General features: G+C 41.6%; 14 protein-coding genes. 8 read left to right on the top strand and 6 right to left on the bottom strand.

The genetic code is table 11. From position 1 onward, the window contains the following. Positions 1-2: 2 nt before the first annotated feature. Complete coding sequence (locus MHB79_RS07000) at positions 3-1,898, top strand: PTS fructose transporter subunit IIABC (RefSeq protein ID WP_212045822.1); 1,896 nt, start codon at positions 3-5, stop codon at positions 1,896-1,898. A gap of 210 nt (positions 1,899-2,108) precedes the next feature. Then, complete coding sequence (gene lepB / locus MHB79_RS07005) at positions 2,109-2,681, top strand: signal peptidase I (RefSeq protein ID WP_340990571.1); 573 nt, start codon at positions 2,109-2,111, stop codon at positions 2,679-2,681. A 65-nt stretch (positions 2,682-2,746) separates the two neighbouring features. On the opposite strand, the gene MHB79_RS07010 is transcribed toward lepB, so the two are convergent. After that, complete coding sequence (locus tag MHB79_RS07010) at positions 2,747-3,022, bottom strand: hypothetical protein (RefSeq protein ID WP_034619939.1); 276 nt, start codon at positions 3,020-3,022, stop codon at positions 2,747-2,749. Between the two features lie 143 nt (positions 3,023-3,165). On the opposite strand from MHB79_RS07010, the gene MHB79_RS07015 reads away from it, so the two are divergent. Next, positions 3,166-4,785 carry an ABC-F family ATP-binding cassette domain-containing protein gene (locus MHB79_RS07015; protein ID WP_003212114.1) on the top strand — a complete coding sequence of 540 codons (1,620 nt, stop codon included), beginning with the start codon at positions 3,166-3,168 and terminating at the stop codon, positions 4,783-4,785. Between the two features lie 37 nt (positions 4,786-4,822). On the opposite strand, the gene MHB79_RS07020 is transcribed toward MHB79_RS07015, so the two are convergent. The 3 genes from MHB79_RS07020 to mreBH all read right to left on the bottom strand — a co-directional run bounded on the left by MHB79_RS07020 (position 4,823) and on the right by mreBH (position 7,375). After that, on the bottom strand, positions 4,823-6,055 hold the full coding sequence (locus tag MHB79_RS07020; RefSeq protein ID WP_340989400.1) for an aminopeptidase: 1,233 nt from the start codon (positions 6,053-6,055) through the stop codon (positions 4,823-4,825). Positions 6,056-6,161: 106 nt separating this feature from the next. Next, positions 6,162-6,293 (bottom strand): protein YkpC, encoded by a 132-nt coding sequence (locus tag MHB79_RS07025; RefSeq protein WP_003210922.1) that lies wholly within the window; start codon positions 6,291-6,293, stop codon positions 6,162-6,164. 74 nt (positions 6,294-6,367) lie between these two features. Further along, positions 6,368-7,375 carry a rod-share determining protein MreBH gene (gene mreBH, locus MHB79_RS07030; RefSeq protein WP_003211642.1) on the bottom strand — a complete coding sequence of 336 codons (1,008 nt, stop codon included), beginning with the start codon at positions 7,373-7,375 and terminating at the stop codon, positions 6,368-6,370. Positions 7,376-7,651: 276 nt separating this feature from the next. Here mreBH and MHB79_RS07035 point away from each other — a divergent pair, with 276 nt between their 5' ends. From MHB79_RS07035 to ade, 5 genes are all read left to right on the top strand, one after another. Beyond that, positions 7,652-7,930 (top strand): AbrB/MazE/SpoVT family DNA-binding domain-containing protein, encoded by a 279-nt coding sequence (locus tag MHB79_RS07035; RefSeq protein WP_003211634.1) that lies wholly within the window; start codon positions 7,652-7,654, stop codon positions 7,928-7,930. Between the two features lie 142 nt (positions 7,931-8,072). Beyond that, on the top strand, positions 8,073-9,383 hold the full coding sequence (locus tag MHB79_RS07040; RefSeq protein ID WP_003211426.1) for an ATP-binding protein: 1,311 nt from the start codon (positions 8,073-8,075) through the stop codon (positions 9,381-9,383). Positions 9,384-9,387: 4 nt separating this feature from the next. Further along, positions 9,388-10,224, top strand: a complete 837-nt coding sequence (locus MHB79_RS07045; protein ID WP_340989401.1) for a gamma-glutamylcyclotransferase — start codon at positions 9,388-9,390, stop codon at positions 10,222-10,224. A 37-nt stretch (positions 10,225-10,261) separates the two neighbouring features. Continuing rightward, positions 10,262-10,930, top strand: a complete 669-nt coding sequence (locus MHB79_RS07050) for a potassium channel family protein (protein ID WP_003211815.1) — start codon at positions 10,262-10,264, stop codon at positions 10,928-10,930. Positions 10,931-11,193: 263 nt separating this feature from the next. Further along, positions 11,194-12,924 (top strand): adenine deaminase, encoded by a 1,731-nt coding sequence (ade, locus tag MHB79_RS07055; protein WP_106029766.1) that lies wholly within the window; start codon positions 11,194-11,196, stop codon positions 12,922-12,924. A gap of 91 nt (positions 12,925-13,015) precedes the next feature. Here ade and rnjA read toward each other — a convergent pair whose 3' ends face one another. Continuing rightward, positions 13,016-14,683 carry a ribonuclease J1 gene (gene rnjA, locus MHB79_RS07060; protein WP_003212511.1) on the bottom strand — a complete coding sequence of 556 codons (1,668 nt, stop codon included), beginning with the start codon at positions 14,681-14,683 and terminating at the stop codon, positions 13,016-13,018. 5 nt (positions 14,684-14,688) lie between these two features. Next, positions 14,689-14,898, bottom strand: a complete 210-nt coding sequence (locus MHB79_RS07065; protein WP_003211882.1) for a DNA-dependent RNA polymerase subunit epsilon — start codon at positions 14,896-14,898, stop codon at positions 14,689-14,691. Positions 14,899-14,982: the final 84 nt, after the last annotated feature.

Consider the following 14,982-nt stretch of genomic DNA (forward strand, 5'->3'; position numbering starts at 1 on the left):
CCATGAAAATAACAGAACTACTCACAAAGCAGACCATTAAGCTTCAATTAGACAGCCAGCAGAAAGAAGCAGTCATTGAAGAATTAGTCACTGTTTTAGATACAGCAGGCAAGTTAAATGATAAAGAGGGCTACAAAGAAGCAGTGATTAACCGTGAAAAACAGAGCTCTACTGGTATTGGTGAAGGAATTGCTATCCCTCACGCTAAAACAGCAAGTGTCAAAGAGCCTGCCATTGCATTTGGCCGCTCGGTAGCTGGTGTAGATTATGAATCACTGGACGCGCAGCCGAGTCATCTTGTCTTTATGATTGCAGCAACTGAAGGCGCAAACAACACGCACTTAGAAGCACTTTCTCGTTTATCAACACTTCTGATGCGTGAAGAAATCAGAAAGCAGCTTCTTGAAGCGGCTACTGAAGATGAAATCATCGATATCATCAATACGCATGATAAGGACGACGATGAAGAAGAAGAGGAAGTTCAAGAGGAGCCGGCTGCATCAGGTAAACCAGCTAAGATTTTAGCAGTAACAGCTTGCCCAACAGGTATTGCACATACATTTATGGCAGCAGATGCTTTGAAAGAAAAAGCGAAAGAAATGGGCGTTGACATTAAAGTCGAAACAAACGGCTCTGGTGGTATTAAACACGCTCTTACCGCAAAAGAAATCGAAGAAGCACCAGCCATCATTGTGGCAGCCGACAAGCAAGTTGAAATGGAACGCTTTAAAGGCAAACATGTCATTGAAGTACCTGTGACAGCAGGAATCCGTCGTCCGCAGGAATTGATTGAAAAAGCAGTCAATCAAGATGCGCCGATCTATAAAGGCTCTGGCGGCAGTTCTTCAAAAGACGAACATGAGTCATCTGGCAAAGGGAGAAGTGGTTTCTACAAGCACTTAATGAGCGGTGTAAGCAACATGCTTCCATTTGTTGTCGGAGGCGGTATCCTTGTTGCAATTTCATTCTTCTGGGGTATTAAATCGGCTGACCCTAATGACCCTTCATTTAATTCATTTGCAGCTGTTTTAAAAGGAATTGGTGGAGATAATGCACTTGCCTTAATCGTGGCTGTATTAGCCGGATTTATTGCGATGAGTATTGCAGATCGTCCAGGTTTTGCGCCAGGTATGGTCGGTGGATTTATGGCATCGGCAGCAGGTGCTGGATTCTTAGGCGGACTCATTGCCGGTTTCCTTGCTGGTTATGTCGTTGTGTTACTTAAAAAAGTATTCACATTCGTACCGCAGTCACTCGACGGAATTAAACCGGTTCTGCTCTATCCATTGTTCGGTATTTTCTTCACAGGTATCATTATGCATTACGTTGTTAACACGCCAGTAAAAATGGTGATGGACGGATTAACTCATTGGCTTGAAACTTTAGGTACTGGAAACCTTGTCTTAATGGGCATTATTTTGGCAGGTATGATGGCGATTGATATGGGTGGGCCAATTAACAAAGCGGCTTACACATTTGGTCTTGCGATGATTGCTGCTGGAAACTATGCACCGCATGCTGCCATTATGGCAGGCGGAATGGTACCACCACTAGGTATTGCACTTGCTACAACAATTTTTAGAAATAAATTCTCAAAACGTGACCGAGAAGCAGGGATTACATGCTACTTCATGGGAGCGGCCTTCATCACTGAAGGGGCGATCCCGTTTGCAGCGGCTGATCCTCTACGCGTGATTCCTTCAGCTGTCATTGGAGCAGCTGTGGCTGGCGGATTAACGGAATTCTTTAGAGTCACGCTTCCTGCACCGCACGGCGGACTATTCGTTTTCTGGGTAACAAATCATCCGATACTTTATATCATCAGCATCTTAATCGGTGCCGTTGTAACAGCGATTTTACTTGGTATTTTGAAAAAACCAGTGAAACTAGAAGCGTAAAGTAGAAGAGAAGCATCGTGAACAGCGGTGCTTCTTTTGTTTAATTATGAACAAATTAGGAAAAAATATCTAATTGAATGGTTGTCTTGTGAATTTTTAAATGACATGTGATAAAGTAAAGTTATTCAATTCACGTTTCAAGTCTTTTAGCAGAAAGTCTTAGGAGGAAGCAGTATTTTGAACGAAGAAAACAAACAAAACGAAAATGATATTCAATCTGATGCAAAGCAAGCCAAAACAGAGAAGAAAAGTTCACTGTTTGAATGGATCAAAGCCATTTTAATTGCACTTGCGCTCGTCTTGCTCATCCGTACGTTTATATTTGAGCCGTATGTGGTGGAAGGAGAGTCGATGGAGCCGACCCTTCATGATGGAGAAAAGCTGTTTGTCAACAAAACCATTAACTATCTAGGTGGTGTCAAACGAGGTGACATCGTGATTATTAATGGAAAAGATGGCCAGAAAATTCATTATGTAAAACGATTGATCGGTCTTCCGGGAGACACGATTGAAATGAAGGATGATACGCTTTACATTAATGGTAAAAAAGTAAATGAGCCTTATTTAAAAGAGAACAAGGCACATGCGAAAGAGTATGAAGTGCATTTGACAGGGGATTTTGGTCCGGTGAAAGTACCGAAAAACGATTACTTTGTGATGGGGGACAACAGACTCAACTCCATGGACAGTAGAAATGGACTTGGGCTCATTGAAAAGGATCGGGTTGTCGGGACATCAGAATTTGTTTTCTTCCCATTTGGCGACATTCGGCAAACAAAATAAAAGCACCCTTCTCAGGTGCGTGAGAAAAGTGCTTGAACGGGCGACCCTTAAAAGAAGGGTCGTTTTTAATTTGGCGTGAGCACTGTAACAATGAGCACAATGGCCAACACAGAAGCGAAGACAGACCCAGTAATGGCTAAAACGGACCGAAACAATCCGATCTTATGATTTTCTTTCCCTCGCTTTTGTAAAAAGCGTTTCGAAAAGATGTGTACCAGTGTGTAAATAAGCACAAGCCCAATATAAAGGCCAAAATCCCTCGCATTAAAGCCTGTTGCAGATAAATAAATACCCATAAAGAAAATCAATAAACAGTATTCCATCAGTGTAAGTAATCTCAAATCGCACGAACTCCTTCAATAAATCATTCCCACTTATTATACCATATTGGACAATTTGCCTTCGTTCTTAGTGAGAGACGTTTCTATCAAACGTTATTCATGTTATACTTCATAATGATGAATGAGTGATGGAGGATTAATAAATGATTGCAGTAAATAATGTTAGTTTGCGTTTTGCTGATCGTAAACTATTTGAAGAAGTAAATATTAAATTCACTCCTGGCAACTGCTACGGTTTAATTGGTGCCAATGGAGCTGGTAAATCAACGTTTCTAAAGATTCTTTCAGGTGAAATTGAAGCTCAGACGGGCGATGTTCATATGAGCCCTGGTGAGCGTTTAGCGATTTTAAAACAGAACCACTTTGAATACGAAGAATTTGAAGTATTAAAAGTCGTCATGATGGGTCACAAACGTCTATATGATGTGATGCAGGAGAAAGATGCGATCTATATGAAACCTGATTTCTCAGATGAAGACGGGATTCGTGCAGCAGAGCTTGAAGGTGAGTTCGCTGAGTTAAACGGCTGGGAAGCAGAAAGTGAAGCAGCGATCTTATTAAAAGGTCTTGGCATTCCAGAGAGCCTTCAATCGAAGAAAATGTCTGAGCTTGGTGGTTCTGAAAAGGTTAAAGTATTACTAGCCCAAGCTTTATTTGGTAAGCCTGACGTCCTTCTTCTGGATGAGCCAACAAACCACTTGGACTTACAAGCCATCCAGTGGCTGGAAGAGTTCCTTATTCATTTTGAAAATACCGTCATCGTCGTTTCGCATGACCGTCACTTCTTAAACAAAGTATGTACACATATTGCGGACCTAGACTTCGGAAAAATTCAAGTATATGTCGGAAACTATGATTTCTGGTATGAGTCCAGCCAGCTAGCGCTGAAACTCAGCCAAGATGCAAATAAGAAAAAAGAAGAGCAAATTAAGCAGCTTCAAGAGTTCGTTGCCCGGTTCAGTGCGAATGCTTCTAAATCGAAGCAAGCGACGTCAAGAAAGAAATTGCTTGATAAAATCTCTTTAGACGATATTAAGCCATCTTCACGTAAATATCCGTATGTCCATTTTGCGCCAGAGCGCGAAATCGGAAATGATGTCCTTCAAGTAGAAGGTCTATCAAAAACAATCGACGGTGTGAAAGTACTTGATAACGTCAGCTTTATTATGAATCGCGAGGATAAAATTGCGTTCCTAAGCCGTAATGAGCTTGCTGTGTCTACTTTATTTAAGATCCTTGCTGGTGAGATGGAGCCAGACAGCGGGACATATAAATGGGGCGTCACAACATCTCAAGCCTTTTTCCCGAAAGACAATAGTGAATACTTTGAAGGAAACGATGTCGATCTAGTGGATTGGCTTCGCCAATATTCTCCTAATGATCAAAGCGAAAGCTTCTTACGCGGATTCTTAGGACGTATGCTTTTCTCTGGGGAAGAAGTAAAGAAAAAAGCAAGCGTCTTATCAGGAGGAGAAAAGGTTCGTTGTATGTTATCGAAAATGATGCTGTCAGGAGCGAATGTACTGCTTCTAGATGAGCCAACGAACCACTTAGACCTAGAATCCATTACGGCGCTGAATAACGGTTTAATGAGCTTTAAAGGAGCTATGCTCTTCTCATCTCATGACCATCAGTTTGTTGAAACAGTGGCAAACCGTATTATCGAAGTGACGCCAAATGGCATCGTCGATAAACAAACAACATATGATGAGTTCTTATCAGATCAAGAGATTCAAAAGAGACTCGTTGAGCTTTATGCGTAAATAAGAAAAGACATCCACAAGTGGATGTCTTTTTTGGTTAAATCGCCCAGTTTCCATTACGGAAGATCGGTTCACGTTTTCCGTCTTTTGTAATACCGTCAATATTCATTTTCTTTGAACCAATCATGAAATCGACGTGTGTGATACTGTTGTTTACACCAGCTGCATCCAATTCTTCACGATTCATCTCTTTTCCGCCTTCGATATTGAACGCATATCCGCTGCCGATGGCAAGGTGGTTTGATGCGTTCTCATCATAAAGGGTATTGTAATAGAGAATGTTCGAGTTTGAGATTGGTGAATCATCTGGTACGAGAGCAACCTCACCTAGATAATGAGAGCCTTCATCTGTTTCAACGAGCGAAGTTAAAATGTCTTCGCCTTCCTTCGCTTTCACATCGACAATTCGGCCATTTTCAAATGTTAAAGTAAACTCATCAATGATATTTCCTGCATAGCTGAGCGGTTTTGTGCTTGAGACAGTCCCATTTACACCATCTTTTTTAGGTACGGTAAAGACTTCTTCTGTTGGCATGTTGGCCATGAAAGAGACGCCGCGCTCACTCACGCTGCCGGCACCTACCCAAATGTGCTGCTCAGGGAGCTCAATCGTTAAATCAGTGCCAGGAGCATCATAATGAAGCTTGTGGTAGTGGCGCTCATTTAGGATTTTGACCTTTTCATTTAGCAACTCATCGTGCTTTTTCCAAGCCTCCACAGGATCTGCTTGATCAGCGCGAGCGACTTTAAAGATTTGATCCCATAATAAAGCGACAGCTTCTTCATCTGTCTCGTCAGGGAAAATCTTTTTCGCCCAATCTTTTGATGCAGCGCCTACGACCGTCCAAGCCACTTTGTCTGATTGAACGTATTGGCGATATGTATGAAGGGCGGATCCAGCGGCTTTTTGCTGTGCAGCGATTTTTTTCGAATCAATGCCTCGCAGAAGGTCAGGGCTTTCTGACAAGATCGTGATAAAAGCGCCGCCGCGTTTTGCGATGGTTTCCATCATCTGTGCTTCCCATTCTGGGAATTGCTCAAACACATCCTGTGGTGCATGTTCATACTTTAAACGAGCAAGAACACCATCACTCCAGCGGATATGTACGTTTTTCGCCCCGTGCTCATATGCATGTTTCGCGACAAGACGAACAAGGTCTGCAGATTCAGTAGATGCAGATACGACGACTTCTTGTTCTTTTTGAACATTCACACCGACTTCAACGATGGTCTTCGCATATTGATCTAATTGTTTTTCAAATGTACTCATAAAAACCCTCCTTTAGTCATGTTCATCATATCAGATTTAAGACCGAAAAGGAAAATGGGGAGCACGCGAAAGGCCAAAATAAAAAAGCCGCTTTCATGCGGCTTTTTTAGCGGTTCAGTTGTTTCACAGGCTGTGCATTAGAAGGGGGCATATGTGAAAACGACAGGCTCATTCCTCCTAATATAATACCCGTTAAAATGACTGTGACAACGACCCGTTTACCTAAATCAAGCAACATGTTCTTCCTCCTTCACGTTTATCCATTCCTCACGATATGATCGAAATGATAAAAAAAGAAGTAGAACAAGAAGATTATTTTAATGTTTTTTGCAATTTATGAATGACTTCTAGTGAACGACCTGTTCCGATTGCGACAGATTCAAGTGGATTTGCTGCAATATGAACTGGAACGACAATCTCCTGTGAGAGCCATTCTTGAATCCCGTTTAACAAAGCGCCACCGCCGGTTAAGATCACGCCGCGGTCTACGATGTCACCACTAAGCTCTGGAGGGCTGTCCTCTAATGTGGCACGAATCGCCTCTAAAATATGAAGAAGTGACTCTCGCATGGCACCTTGAATTTCATGAGATTCAAGTGTGATCGTTTTTGGAAGACCTGTCACCAGATCACGTCCACGTACTTCTAATGATTCAGGCTCATGCTCAATGAGACAATAACCAATTTCCATTTTAACTTGCTCAGCTGTCCGCTCGCCGATTAATAGGTTATATTTCTTTCGGACAAACGTAATGATATCTTCATCCAGCTGATCTCCGCCAATTCGAATGGAATGACAAGAGACAACGCCGCCAAACGAAATGATGGCAACTTCCGTTGTTCCTCCGCCAATATCAACTACGACGTTTGCAACAGGCTCATCTACTGGGAGATCAGCGCCGATTGCGGCTGCAACAGGTTCTTCTATTAAATGCACGTGCTTTGCTCCGCAGTTTTTCACAGCATCACTGATGGCACGACGCTCAACAGCTGTTGAACCAGAAGGTGTACATACGACGACCGTTGGTTTTCTGAAGGTAAACCCGATATTTTTTCCTGCTTTTTTCATGATTTGTTTGAGTAAATCTGTTGTCATATCATAATCAGCGATGACACCGTCTTTCATCGGACGGATCGCCACAATTTTCCCAGGTGTTTTCCCAATCATTTCTTTTGCTTCTGTTCCGACGGCAAGTACAGTTTTTGTTTCTGTATCGACTGCCACGACGGACGGTTCATTTAAAATAATTCCCTTATTTTTACTATAAACCAATATGTTAGCTGTTCCTAAATCAATTCCAATTTCGGCATTTTGAAACATGTTTTCACCCAATCTCTATTTTTGCTGTTTTAAACAATTTTACATTTAAAAGTTCAGAGGGTTGAGGTCATTTGTGGGGGTTTGTGATGACCTTGAAATGAACTTGTAAAATTCAAGTATCATTTTGACAATCACAATAAATTTTCCCTTTGTTTTTTCTTTTATGAAAAAAATTTTTATAGAGGAGAAACCTTTTGAGAATCTCTTACGTCTACGATATATCAATTGGTGAAAAACAGATTGATCTTGAGCTAATGAAAGAAAGAGGGAACGAAATTGAAATCTATCGGAGTCGTAAGAAAAGTAGACGAACTAGGGCGTATTGTGATGCCAATCGAATTAAGAAGAGCACTTGATATTGCCATTAAAGACAGTATGGAATTTTTTATAGATGGGGAGAAAATCGTCTTGAAAAAATACAAGCCAGAGGGTGTTTGCCTCATGACTGGTGAGATTACATCAGAGAACCATGATTATGGAAATGGTCAAATTACATTAAGCGCTGAAGGCGCAGAACTACTCTTAAAAGAGCTGCAAGAAGCTCTTCAGCAGTAATGAAAAAAGCCTGCTCTCTTCCTTTGTGCGGAGAACAGGCTTTTTTTCTGAAAAAGTTCCTTAAAAATGCCCCATCTCCCTCAAAAAATAAGTGGAAAATGGTACAATTGACAAAGAATCTCAGGGCGGCAGGTGGAATCATTTGAACAAAACATATCAAGTGCGGATCGTGTTATCTGTTCTTGCATTTATTTTAATATTAAGCTGGGATTTCTTTTATTATCTAGGCGGCTATCAAATTAATTGGCCGCTCGATCTAGCCTTTACAGTCCTTGTTCTAACAGGGATCTGGGTTGTCTCAGGCTATGTAGACCGCTTAAATCTATTTGTGTCAGACTTAAATACGAGAGAGAAAGAAGCACAGGAACTGACAGAGCGGCTGAATCGAATTACAGATAACTTGCAAGAAATCGTCTTTGAAACAAACGAAAAAGGTGAAATTATTTTTTTAAATCAAGCATGGACACAAATGACAGGCTATGACATTGATGAATGTCTAGGCACCATGTACAATCAGTACTTTGATCAAGAGGAACGCGTGGTGCAGCATTTGTTATCTGTGATCAAGGAGCATAAAGATGCGGGGCGGGTAGAACTGCAGCTTCTCCATAAAGAGGGAAAGAAGGTATGGGGAGACGTTCATTACAAGCTCTATTTTGATGAGCATCACCAGTTTACCGGAGGAATTGGAACAGTAGCTGATATTACGAAACAAAAGCAGGCAAAGCTTGAGCTTGAAAGATCCAATCAGCAATTGCAAATGCAGGCGCAAAAGCTGGCCGTCGCTGGACAAATAGCCGCTGGAATCGCCCATGAAGTCAGAAATCCACTGACATCAGTAAATGGTTTTTTACAGCTGATGAAGACACAATATCCTGAAAGAACCGATTATTTTGACATTATCTTCTCTGAAATTAAACGGATTGATTTTGTTTTAAGTGAGCTGCTTGTATTGGCTAAGCCTCAAGCGGTCCATTTTCAAGAAGTCCAGCTTCATGAGCTTCTAGAACAAGTGATTACTTTATTAAAAACAAATGCCGTTCTTTCAAATATTGATCTCAAGCAGCCATTTAAAAGGCAGGATGCCGGTGCAATCCTAGCAGACGCTAACCAAATGAAGCAGCTGTTCATTAATTTAATCAAAAATGCGATTGAGGCAATGCCTGAAGGTGGCAGCATATACATATCTACAGAAAAAGTATTGAATGAATGGAAGATTACCATTCAAGATGAAGGAAAAGGGATGTCTGAAGAAGATATTCAAAAAATATATGACCCTTTCTTTTCCACGAAAAAAGAAGGGACAGGGCTTGGTCTGACCATCTGTGCGACAATTTTAAAAGATCATCACGGAAGAATGGACGTGTCTAGTGAGCTTGGAAAAGGCACAGCTTTTCATATTTATTTGCCTGTGTGTCAAAAAAGCAGACAGCAGCAAGTTGAGAGGACGTGAAGTCATGACGATGAAAGCTTTATTTGTATATGGGACGCTATTGCAGCATGAAGAGCACCACGAAGCGTACATGAAGGAAAGCAGACTAATAGCTAAATCTGCTTGGATGAATGGAAGAATCTACGATACAGGTCAAGGATATCCAGCGTGTGTTTCCGCAGAAAAAGGCACTGTATACGGGGAATTGTACGAGGTGACTGCTGACACGTTGAATAAGATAGACGCACTAGAGGAAGGGTATGACAAGCAGGAAATCAATGTCATGACGGATCAAGGTCAGGTAGCAGCCATGACATACACTTTGCCAGAGCAGAAGGCATCAGCACTGAAAGAAATAAAGAGAGGGTGCTGGAAAGCTTATAAACTGTGGCATGAGAAGCCATCATCCTTCTATTATTTTGCCTATGGCTCCTGTATGGATGATGCTAGATTTAAGCTCGCAGAAGTCGATCATCACTTCAGACAAATCATCGGCGGTGGTGTACTAAACGGTTTTACTACGAGATTTACATTGGTGAGGCCAGATGGATCAAGAGCTGATATGGTAGAAGACGGCGGCGAAACAGAGGGTGTATTATATGAAGTTCCTTTTGATGCCATTCGTTATTTGTATAAACGAGAGGGAGTATATGAAGGCACATATCGTCCAGCTTTTGTCGATGTCAAAATAGGTGATCAAATTTATGAGGACTGTTTAACCTTTCTTGTGCTTCAAAAGAGCGAAGAAATCGCTCCGCCAGCTCATTATCGCAGTGAAATCGAAAAAGGAGCAGACCTTTACTTAAGTGAAGCGTTCCGCAAAAAAATTCGTTCCCATATGGATTCATTAATCAAACCGTAGTAAAATGCATGGTAAGTGAGATAAAAGGAGTCTGAACATGAAAAAGGAATATGCAGTCATTGGTCTTGGACGCTTTGGCGGAAGTATTTGCAAGGCGCTGAGCGAAGAAGGACTTGAAGTCATGGCGATGGATATGAATGAAGATCGAGTAAACGAGTACGCGAAAATTGCCTCACATGCGGTCATTGGTGATTCGACGGACGAAAACGTTTTAAAAAATCTTGGTATTCGCAATTTTGATCATGTCATCGTTGCAATCGGTGAAAACATTCAGGCAAGTATTTTAACAACGATTATGCTGAAAGAGCTTGGCGTCAAAATGGTCACCGTGAAAGCGCAAAATGACTACCATGAAAAGGTGCTCAACAAAATTGGAGCGGATCGCATCGTTCATCCAGAGCGAGATATGGGCAGACGGATTGCACATAAAATCATTTCAAATAACGTGCTTGATTACCTCGAGCTGTCAGATGAGTACAGCCTGATTGAGATTGTGGCAAACAGCAGGCTGGCGGGACATTCTCTTTTAGATCTTGATATACGGGCAAAATACGGCATCAACATTGTGGCCATTAAGCGCGGAAAAGAAGTCATTGTTTCCCCGCTGGCAGATGAAATGATTCAAAAAGAAGATATCCTCATTGTCATTGGGGCAGTAGCCGATATAGGACGCTTTGAAAAACGAGAAATGCAAAACGATTATTAAGCACTCCGATGACGGGGTGTTTTTTTTACATGAATGTGTTCATGACAGGTGGACATTGAGACGGAAATTGACACTGAAAAGGGTTGCTTTGTTCATGTATAACCGCAAAAATGAATCATCTTATTTTTCGTGCAATTATCACTATTCAGAAATAAAAATCAGTGTTTTGATATGGTTGATTTTCTCTAAATGTCATTGACTGGACAAACAGATTCGTTTACGATAAGAAACATTATATTGTTTACTTGGAGGAGGCAGTGTCGTTGGATAAGGAGCTTTTCAGACATCAAATTGAGGTAGCAGCAAAGAGAAAAAAAGCAGCCCTCGTGATTAAACATGCGAAAGTCATGGATGTGTTTAACCAGGAATGGATAGACGCAGATGTCGCTGTTGAAAATGGACAAATAGTCGGGATAGGGGAGTACGAGGGGGAACAGGAGCTTGATGCAGCAGGTCAAATGCTTGTGCCTGGTTTTATTGATGGCCACGTTCATATCGAGTCTTCTATGGTTACCCCTGCTGAATTCTCCAAAGCTGTCGTTCCGCGCGGTGTGACAACTGTCGTAACAGATCCGCATGAAATCGCCAATGTGTCAGGTATAACAGGCATCCAATTTATGCTGGAAGAAGCGAGAAAAGCTGCCTTACATATTTATTTCATGCTGCCATCCTGTGTACCGGCAGTCAGTTTTGAACGATCAGGTGCTACATTAATAGCGAAAGATTTAAAGCCTCTTTATCAAGAAAAGGAAGTGCTTGGTCTTGCTGAGGTGATGGACTATGTCGGTGTGGAGCAGGCAGAAGAAGATATGCTTCAAAAGCTGCTTGATGCCCAAAACGAGAATAAACTGATTGATGGCCATTTAGCAGGCTTAACAGATCGTTTAATCAACGTCTACCGGACGGCCAATATCCAAACAGACCATGAGGTGACAACTGCACAGGAAGCCCTTGAGCGTGTGAAAAGGGGCATGTATGTGATGCTGAGAGAAGGATCTGTTGCCAAAAACGTGAAAAATGTTTTACCCGCTGTCAATGAAAAGAATGCGAGACGCTTTTTCTTTTGCACAGATGATAAACATTTGGATGATTTAATGGCACAGGGAAGTATTGATGAGCAAGTACGGATGTCCATAAAAGAAGGCTTAGATCCATTTTTAGCCTATCAAATGGGAAGCTTAAATGCCGCAGAGTGTTTTGGTCTTAAAACAAAGGGAGCCATTGCACCAGGCTATGATGCTGATTTTATGCTTGTCTCGGACTTTCATCATGTAGACATTACAAGCGTATTTATCGCAGGTGAATTGGTTGCACAGAACGGAGAGTACAAGCCGAGTGTCGAAAAGATCGCACCAAGCCCAGCATTATTACAATCTGTTCATGCAGTAGATGTTCAAGAGGAAGACATTGCACTACCTATCACGGGCGATCAACATATGAATGTGATCCGTATTATTCCGAATCAGCTTGAAACAAAGTTAGAACAAGTCTCTCCTTCAGAAATGAACGGACAATTTACAAGTGATACAGGCAGAGATGTATTGAAAATGGTGCTTGTTGAACGTCATCAAGGTTTATCTGAAATGGGCGTAGGGATTGTCAGCGGCTTCGGCATCAAACAGGGCGCGATTGCAACAACGGTTGCACATGATTCCCATAACTTAATTGCAGTTGGCACAAATGATGCTGATATCATCAAAGCGATTGAGGCGTTAAAAGAAGCAGGCGGCGGTTTGACTGTTGTTAAAGAAGGGCGTTCTCTTCATACGCTGCCATTACCGATCTCTGGTTTATTGTCAGATCAGCCGGCACATCTCGTCAATGAAAGCCTTCATACACTTCATGAAGCGCTTAAAGAAACAGGTTTTACCTTAGACTTTAATCCGTTTTTGACGCTGTCCTTCTTGGCACTTCCAGTCATTCCTGATGTGAAAATGACGACAAAGGGCTTGTTTGATGTCAGAAACTTTCAGCACCTCCCAATTCAATCATAAAAAGTGAGAAACCGCATGTTATATATGCGGCTTTTTTCAATACTGATGAAAAAAAGAGACACAGCCAGTCGGCTCGTGTCTCTTTTTGTGATTACACTTCCATAATAATCGGTAAGATCATTGGGCGGCGTCTTGTTTTTTCGTAAAGGAAAGGAGCAAGTGTGTCCGTAATTTCGTTCTTAATTTCCGACCACTGAGTTGTCTTACGTTCCATTACTTTTTCAAGATGCTTTGAAATGAGATCTTGTGCGTCGTTGATGAGGTCTCCAGATTCTCTCATGTAGACAAAGCCTCTTGAGATGAGATCAGGACCAGCAGAGATTTTGAATTCTTTCATGTCCATGCTGACGACCACAATGACAAGACCTTCTTCAGAAAGAATGCGGCGGTCTCTTAAGACGATATTCCCGATATCGCCAATTCCGCTTCCGTCGATATACACGTTACCTGATGGAATTTTGCCAGCGACACTTGCTTCGTCACCTTTTAGTGCAAGTACTTCACCGTTATCCATGATAAAGCAGTTTTCCTCAGGAATTCCGCAATCATTCGCAAGTTTAATATGCGTTTTTTGCATGCGGTATTCACCGTGAATCGGCATAAAGAATTTTGGTTTAATTAAACGGAGCATCAGCTTTTGTTCTTCTTGTCCGCCATGACCAGATGTATGAATATTATTAAGTGAGCCATGAATAACCTCAGCGCCAGCACGGTACAGCTGGTTAATGGTGCGGCTTACGCTAATATTGTTACCTGGAATCGGTGAAGAAGAGAAGACAACAGTGTCTCCAGGATTAATCGAAATCTGGCGGTGAGTGCCGTTTGCAATACGAGAAAGAGCAGCCATCGGCTCACCTTGGCTCCCAGTACAAAGAATAGTCACTTTGTTTGCTGGTAGACGGTTGATTTCATTATGTTCAATGAACGTGTTTTTTGGACATTTAATGTAGCCAAGATCTTGTCCAATATCAATGGCAGACTCCATACTTCGTCCAAACACCGCAACTTTTCGGCCGTTGGCAACAGCGGACTCGATCACTTGCTGAAGTCTGTGAATGTTTGAAGCAAACGTAGCAAAGATAATACGTCCGTCGACTTTTCTAAAGATGTCATCAATGCTTTCGCCTACGCGTCTTTCAGACATCGTAAATTCTGGAATTTCACTGTTTGTACTATCGGATAAAAGACATAGAACGCCTTCTTTCCCGATTTCAGCCATTTTTGTTAAGTTGGCAGGTTCGCCAACAGGCGTAAAGTCAAACTTGAAATCACCTGTATGTACGATGTTACCAGGAGGTGTCTTCACGACAATTCCATAAGAATCTGGAATACTGTGTGTAGTTCTAAAGAAAGACACAGCTGTTTTTCTGAATTTAATGGTATCTTCTTCTTCATAAATGTGAAGTTTTGTTTGTCTCAAGAGACCGTGCTCTTCCAATTTATTACGAAGTAGGCCGATTGCGAGTTTGCCGCCGTAAACTGGAATATTCACTTGCTTGAGAAGGTAAGGGATACCGCCGATGTGGTCTTCATGTCCGTGAGTGATGAAAAGACCTTTGATTTTATCTTCGTTTTTAACTAAGTACGTATAGTCAGGGATGACGTAGTCAATTCCAAGAAGCTCATCTTCAGGGAACTTAATACCAGCATCAATTAAAATGATTTCATCTTGAAATTGAACGCCATACGTGTTTTTACCGATCTCGCCTAAACCGCCGAGCGCAAAAACTGCCGCCTGATCGTTTTTTACAAATTTCATTCCTCTCATAGCTCCAATACTTTAAAATTTTCACTTTCTCGTTCATAGTCTAAAAAAGCACCGTCTACAGGCTGAATGAATTCAATGTTGTAGCTATGTTTTTTCAACTTATCACGTACGTCTCTTTCAGAAACTGCTTCAACGTATAGTGAATCTGTGTGTTCTCTTACAGGTACCTCAGTAGTACTTGCCTGAAAAAATACCTTATATATCATCCAAATCTCTCCTTAAATACCGTATGTTACACTCGCTATTTCTATTATATTAAAAAAACGCGCATAAGAAAAGTCTCTGAGAAA

It is taken from the genome of Bacillus sp. FSL M7-0558 (assembly GCF_038003245.1).
GTDB classification, from domain to species: Bacteria; Bacillota; Bacilli; order Bacillales; family Bacillaceae; genus Bacillus; species Bacillus pumilus.

Coding starts and splice junctions, on each gene's coding strand:
- MHB79_RS07000 (WP_212045822.1), top strand. CDS start 3: ATGAAAATAACAGAACTACTCACAAAGCAGACCATTAAGCTTCAATTA.
- MHB79_RS07015 (WP_003212114.1), top strand. CDS start 3,166: ATGATTGCAGTAAATAATGTTAGTTTGCGTTTTGCTGATCGTAAACTA.
- MHB79_RS07020 (WP_340989400.1), bottom strand. CDS start 6,055: ATGAGTACATTTGAAAAACAATTAGATCAATATGCGAAGACCATCGTT.
- MHB79_RS07025 (WP_003210922.1), bottom strand. CDS start 6,293: ATGTTGCTTGATTTAGGTAAACGGGTCGTTGTCACAGTCATTTTAACG.
- mreBH (WP_003211642.1), bottom strand. CDS start 7,375: ATGTTTCAAAATGCCGAAATTGGAATTGATTTAGGAACAGCTAACATA.
- MHB79_RS07045 (WP_340989401.1), top strand. CDS start 9,388: ATGACGATGAAAGCTTTATTTGTATATGGGACGCTATTGCAGCATGAA.
- MHB79_RS07050 (WP_003211815.1), top strand. CDS start 10,262: ATGAAAAAGGAATATGCAGTCATTGGTCTTGGACGCTTTGGCGGAAGT.
- rnjA (WP_003212511.1), bottom strand. CDS start 14,683: ATGAAATTTGTAAAAAACGATCAGGCGGCAGTTTTTGCGCTCGGCGGT.
- MHB79_RS07065 (WP_003211882.1), bottom strand. CDS start 14,898: ATGATATATAAGGTATTTTTTCAGGCAAGTACTACTGAGGTACCTGTA.